Genomic DNA, 4,993 nt, shown 5'->3' on the forward strand with positions numbered 1-4,993 from the left:
ATATCGAGACCTACAGTCGTGACGTTCCCCACAGTGACTCTCCTTCCGGCTCTCCGCAGATCATTCTGCGAGAGGGTTGGAGAGCCGTCCACGTCATCACATCCGGTCATTCGCGGCCGTTTTTCAGCTCCCTACCTTCTGCCATTCATTCATGTTGTCAGCATGGAAGGTGGTGAGCCTAGACCCTGCCCGCTTTCCCGCAAGGATGGCGTTTTGGGAAAGCGCTCAACCTCTGCCGTGATGGCAATTGCTGGCTACGTGACCTCGAGCCGGGACGATGTGGCGGAAACATCGTCCCGATCCGCAATCATCTACCTACCGCTCATTTCGCGCGCGATTGGATAGCGCAAGGGGTAGGGATGTCCCGGACCTGCCTGTGCGTAGAGCCATGCAAGTCGAGCGTCGGGATCGGCGGCAAAGCCCGGTTCATCACGCAACTTCGCATCAAAACGGCGCTTGACCACCGGGTTGGTCGCGAGGAGCCGATCGCCGAGTGCCGCAAGTACGAAGGCGTCCGTGCTTGAAGCAGGTCCCAGCATTTCGGGGAAAAAGCCCCATGCAAGGAACGAGTCCTGGCTTTCGGGTTCCAGCAGCGAGGCGGCCAACAACCCGAGCGGCTGATCGGCAAGCACACGCACACTGCCTGTCGGCATTGCCTCATCAGTCTCGTAATGTTCAAGGCCAGCGGTAATTGGGTAACGCCCCTCAATCGGCTGAGACAGCTTAGGTTCGATCAGCCTAACACGATCGAGTTTCAGCTCCTTTGGCGTTTGAATGGTTTCAAACTGGATGCCGTGCAGGCGTAGCCGCTCGATAACCTCCGTCTGCTCGCGCGGCACCCACCAAGCCTTGGGCAGGCGCACACTTTCCACCGGTGTCTGGCCGATGATCGGCATTCGGAAGGTGATCGGCTTGCCCAACCAGCGCTGTTCCTCTCGACCGGAAGCCTTCGACACATAGGTGTCGAACGCCACGCCCTTGAAGTCTTCGATCCACCCGATCGGGGTGGATGCGGGCTTCCAGCGTGTCAGCAATTCAATCGGACGGCTCGCACAATCGGTCGCCTTGGCGGCCGCGATGCGTACCGCATCTTCCGCGGCGATCTTCATCGCCGCTTCCAGCAGCACATAGGTGCCGAGCACGCGTTGCCGATACGGTTTGAGCATGTGGTTCTCGACCAGCACGGTCGGCATCCCGATGAAGTCGCCGTATCCAGTCGAGTAGCGTGGACCTTCCGGGCTGTACCGTATGCCCTTCTCCGGATGCCGAGTATCGATCGGGCTCGGATAGATAATCGGAATGTGACCTGCGTTCGTCAGCGCCGTCGAGACCGCCGGACCGAAGCGGTGTTCCAACCAGTCGGCGGTGGCGCGATGGCGCGCATATTTGCCCCATCCGGCATAGGTGAAGGTCACGTCATACTGCATGTCGAAGCCTTCGCTGACATGGCAGTCGATATAGAGGATCGGATCGAGCAATCGTATCAGACCGATCATTGCCCGAGACTCCGGCGCATCCAGCTTGGCGTAATCACGGTTGAGGTCGATGTTGCGAGCGTTGGCGTCACGCCCCTTCTCTACTGGCCCACGAATATGCAGGAAATTGAACGCGCTCGGCTGCTCGTGTCCGTCGATATTGTAAATCGGCACGAACACCAGATCGACCTTGTCGAGCAGGTTGTCCTTCCCACGTAGCGCAATGTCGCGAAGGAGCATCAGACCGGCGTCCTTGCCGTCGATCTCGCCCGCATGGATTCCGCCCTGCACGAGGACGACAGGTTTGCCGCGGCCTCCCTTGCTGGCACGGACATAGATCATCTCGCGGCCCTCGGTCGTACGACCGAAGGTATTCACAGTGATGAGCGGCGATGCAGCGCCGAGACGGTTCAGCCATGCTCGTACTTCCGCATATCGCGGCGTCGTTCGGAACCCGGCCGTCTCGGCCGGCGTGATCCAGGGATCACCAGACTTAACGATCAAGGCCTCACTCTTCCCCGACCAAGCTATTACCGGCGGCAAGTGCGCTGGCGCCTCCTGTGCGAAAAGCGGACTGGCGCCAGCCAATAGAAGGACGCTGAAGATACGAGCTAATTTCGAGTGCAAAGGACTTCCAATCCGATGTTCCTGGATCGGCGATGCACCGTATCCCGTGCATGCCGGTCGGCACCGTACCTCCGAAAGCCGGAGGCGGTGCAGACCTGCTGTTGCGTTGCAGCAGAACGGCTTTATGATACGTTGCAACATACCACAACCCTTGCGGCGTTTTGAGGCCGTATTCCGGAGCAGCAATGTCCTTCACGCCCCATCGTTCGCGACTGCGTCCGTCCGCAGTTGCCTTCACGCTCGCGCTCGGTTTGGCGCCCTTCAACGTAGAGGCACAGGAACTGCCCGAGCACGACGAGGAAGATGAGATCGTCGTGCTGGGCACCCGCAACACCGTCGATCGTACGCTGTCGTCGGACCGGGTCACCGAGCGCATGTCGCAGTCGAGCCGTTCGATCGAGCGCGACATTCTGGATGCGGCGGGAACGTACCGGTTAAGCGACGCCCTCGAACTCGTCAGCGGCTTCAGTCAACAGAACAACCGTGGCGGTGTTATCGACAATTTCGCCGTCCGCGGATTTCTCGGCACCCCTGACGGGGGCGCGGAATATTATCTGAACGGCTTCCTCGCCAACCGTGGCATGGCCCCGCCGCGCGATCCGGCGACGACCGAACGGATTGAGGTGCTGAAAGGGCCTGCGGGCGCCCTGTTCGGAGATGTTGATCCCGGCGGCCGGGTCAACATCGTGACCAAGGCGCCACGGTTTACGCCACATGCGAACGCGATGGTCAGTTATGGCTCGTTCAACACGCGGCGTGTCGAACTCGACGCTACGGGCCCCTTGTCTCGGACCCTGGCCGCCCGGATCGTGGTCGCAGGAGAGGACAGTGATGGGTGGCGCGATGCCGTCAACCTGCGCCGACGCGTTGTTTCGCCGTCGCTGACCTGGCAGCCGAGCGATGCGCTGCGCATTACCTACACCGGCGAGTTCAGCCAGTACGACACGCCGTTCGACCGCGGCATTCCGGCGATCAACGGCGATGCCAATGCGTTGCCGCTCTCAAACTATTATGGCGAACCATCGAACGGCATCACCAAATCACGACAGGACCAGCACCAGGTGACCGGCTTGGCGGAACTCGGCGGAAGCTGGACGCTGAACGGTGGTGTGGTCTGGCGGACAGGAACGCTCAAGGGCCTCTCCGCCGACCAGTCGCGCATCGTCGGGAACGCCTTGTGGCGACAGCGCCGATCGCGTGACTTCAGTGTCGATGACCTGTCGGCGCGCCTGGAGCTCGCCGGACAGATCGGCCGGCACCGGGTGAGCGCGGGGGTGAAGGGATATCGTTTCTTCTACGGCGAGCGCTGGTTGCGCATCAACCCCGCGGCTGTCGTCCCTTACGCGATCGACCTGTTCAGTCCCGTCTATGGATCTTCGATAGCCGCCCCTTTGCGTCCCTTCACGAACAATGACGAGAGCCGCTGGGCGGGCACCTTCTACGTGAAGGACATGTGGGACGTCACCGATCGACTGACGCTGGTCGGAGGTGCTCGGATCGATCCGTACCGGCAGAAGATCGTCAACAACAACAGCGGCGGTGTTGGCCGCAACATCAACGAGCCCATCAACTTCCGCGTCGGTGCTCGCTACCGCGTTACGGACGTGATCGCGGTGCACGCCAACTGGGGTGAGAACTTCTCACTGAACACCGGCACCGATCGCAACGGGGCGGGCTTCGGCCCGGAAAAGGGGCGCGGCTACGAGGTGGGTGTCGCAGCCAAACTGCCCGGCGTTGATCTGGCGGCAACGTGGTTCGACATCCGCAAGCAGGACATCCTGACGACCGACCCGGTCGATGCGAACTTCCTCGCACCCGTCGGAAGCATCGTCAGCCGCGGCATCGAGCTCGACGCTTCGGCGCGGCTCGGTAATCGCTGGCAGATCGTCGCCAATTATGCCTGGCTCGATGCGAAGGCGGATGACGCTGCCTTCCCGACACCGGATGTGCTGAACGTGCCGGAGCACTCAGGCACATTGCTGGTCGTCCATCGCCTTCCTACGACCCGTGGTGACTGGCAGTTGAGCGGGGGCGTCGCCTATGTCGGCGATCGGGCGGGATCTCTCACCGCCAATCCGGTGGTGCTGCCCGAATATGTAAAGGTGAAGGCGGCGATCGAAGCGCCGCTAATCGAAGGAGTCCGCTTCCGTCTCGAGGCCGACAATCTGCTCGACCAGCGTTATGCCGCCAGCTCGTACAGCGCCTTGTGGATCTATCCCGGTGCGCCGCGGACGGTGCGGGCCTCGCTTCATCTTGAAATCTGACGCGGATAGGGACCGGCTTCCGCCGGTCCCGCCAAGCCGCTCTACCGCAGATCAGCCATGGCAGGGCAACCGGCATGGTCGCGGGCGGCCAACTGTTGGTCGTTTCTGGTGTGACGGCATTGCCACAATTTGATGGCTGCACACTACCTACAGCCAGTGGCCCCTACCCTACCCGCCCCGACTAATCGGACTGGAGGCCAACCGAGCGCGGGTACGTTTTGTATATATCTCAACAGGACCATGGTCGAATTATCGATGTTGGGTTTTCCACTCCAAATTTTTACGCTCCCCGCTTATGGGAAGCGTTCACGCTGGCACCCGCACCAAACTCGAGACACGAACCTTGCCGTCGCTTCTTAGGTGTTTGATCCCACGGTTTGATGGTGCGATCCTTTCGTTGGAATGGAAGGAAGCCGTATGGGACAGGTTCGTCACGGGARCGCCACGACCACGCACGCCGTCCGAGCAGCAATACAGCGATCGCAAGCTTCGCTCGCGACGCTGAGCCGCGAGTTGGGGATCAACCCYAAGACGGTCGCGAAGTGGCGCAAGAGAGCAACGGTCGAGGATCTGAAGACCGGGCCGAAGGCCCCTCATTCGACCACCCTGACTGAAGCCGAGGAGGCG

General features: G+C 61.2%; 3 protein-coding genes and 1 pseudogene. 2 read left to right on the forward strand and 2 right to left on the reverse strand.

The features are described from left to right. Positions 1-311: 311 nt before the first annotated feature. Both ASE90_RS09355 and ASE90_RS20130 read right to left on the reverse strand, forming a co-directional pair. On the reverse strand, positions 312-2,063 hold the full coding sequence (locus ASE90_RS09355) for a M14 family metallopeptidase (RefSeq protein ID WP_235531736.1): 1,752 nt from the start codon (positions 2,061-2,063) through the stop codon (positions 312-314). Then, a complete protein-coding gene (locus ASE90_RS20130; protein ID WP_162233647.1) occupies positions 1,984-2,298 on the reverse strand; it encodes a hypothetical protein in 315 nt (104 codons plus the stop codon). Before ASE90_RS20130 ends, ASE90_RS09355 begins: the two co-directional genes overlap by 80 nt. Here ASE90_RS20130 and ASE90_RS09360 point away from each other — a divergent pair. Beyond that, the gene (locus ASE90_RS09360; protein WP_055999300.1) at positions 2,288-4,366 is read left to right on the forward strand and encodes a TonB-dependent receptor; all 2,079 of its coding nucleotides are present in this window, start codon (positions 2,288-2,290) and stop codon (positions 4,364-4,366) included. The genes ASE90_RS20130 and ASE90_RS09360 overlap by 11 nt on opposite strands. A gap of 417 nt (positions 4,367-4,783) precedes the next feature. Further along, positions 4,784-4,993, forward strand: a pseudogene (locus ASE90_RS20600) (IS481 family transposase); the annotation flags it as partial.

It is taken from the genome of Sphingomonas sp. Leaf67, assembly GCF_001421965.1.
Taxonomy (GTDB): domain Bacteria; phylum Pseudomonadota; class Alphaproteobacteria; order Sphingomonadales; family Sphingomonadaceae; genus Sphingomonas.

Bases quoted from the DNA above. Each gene is read 5' to 3' on its own strand.
- ASE90_RS09360 (WP_055999300.1), top strand. From the start codon at position 2,288: ATGTCCTTCACGCCCCATCGTTCGCGACTGCGTCCGTCCGCAGTTGCC.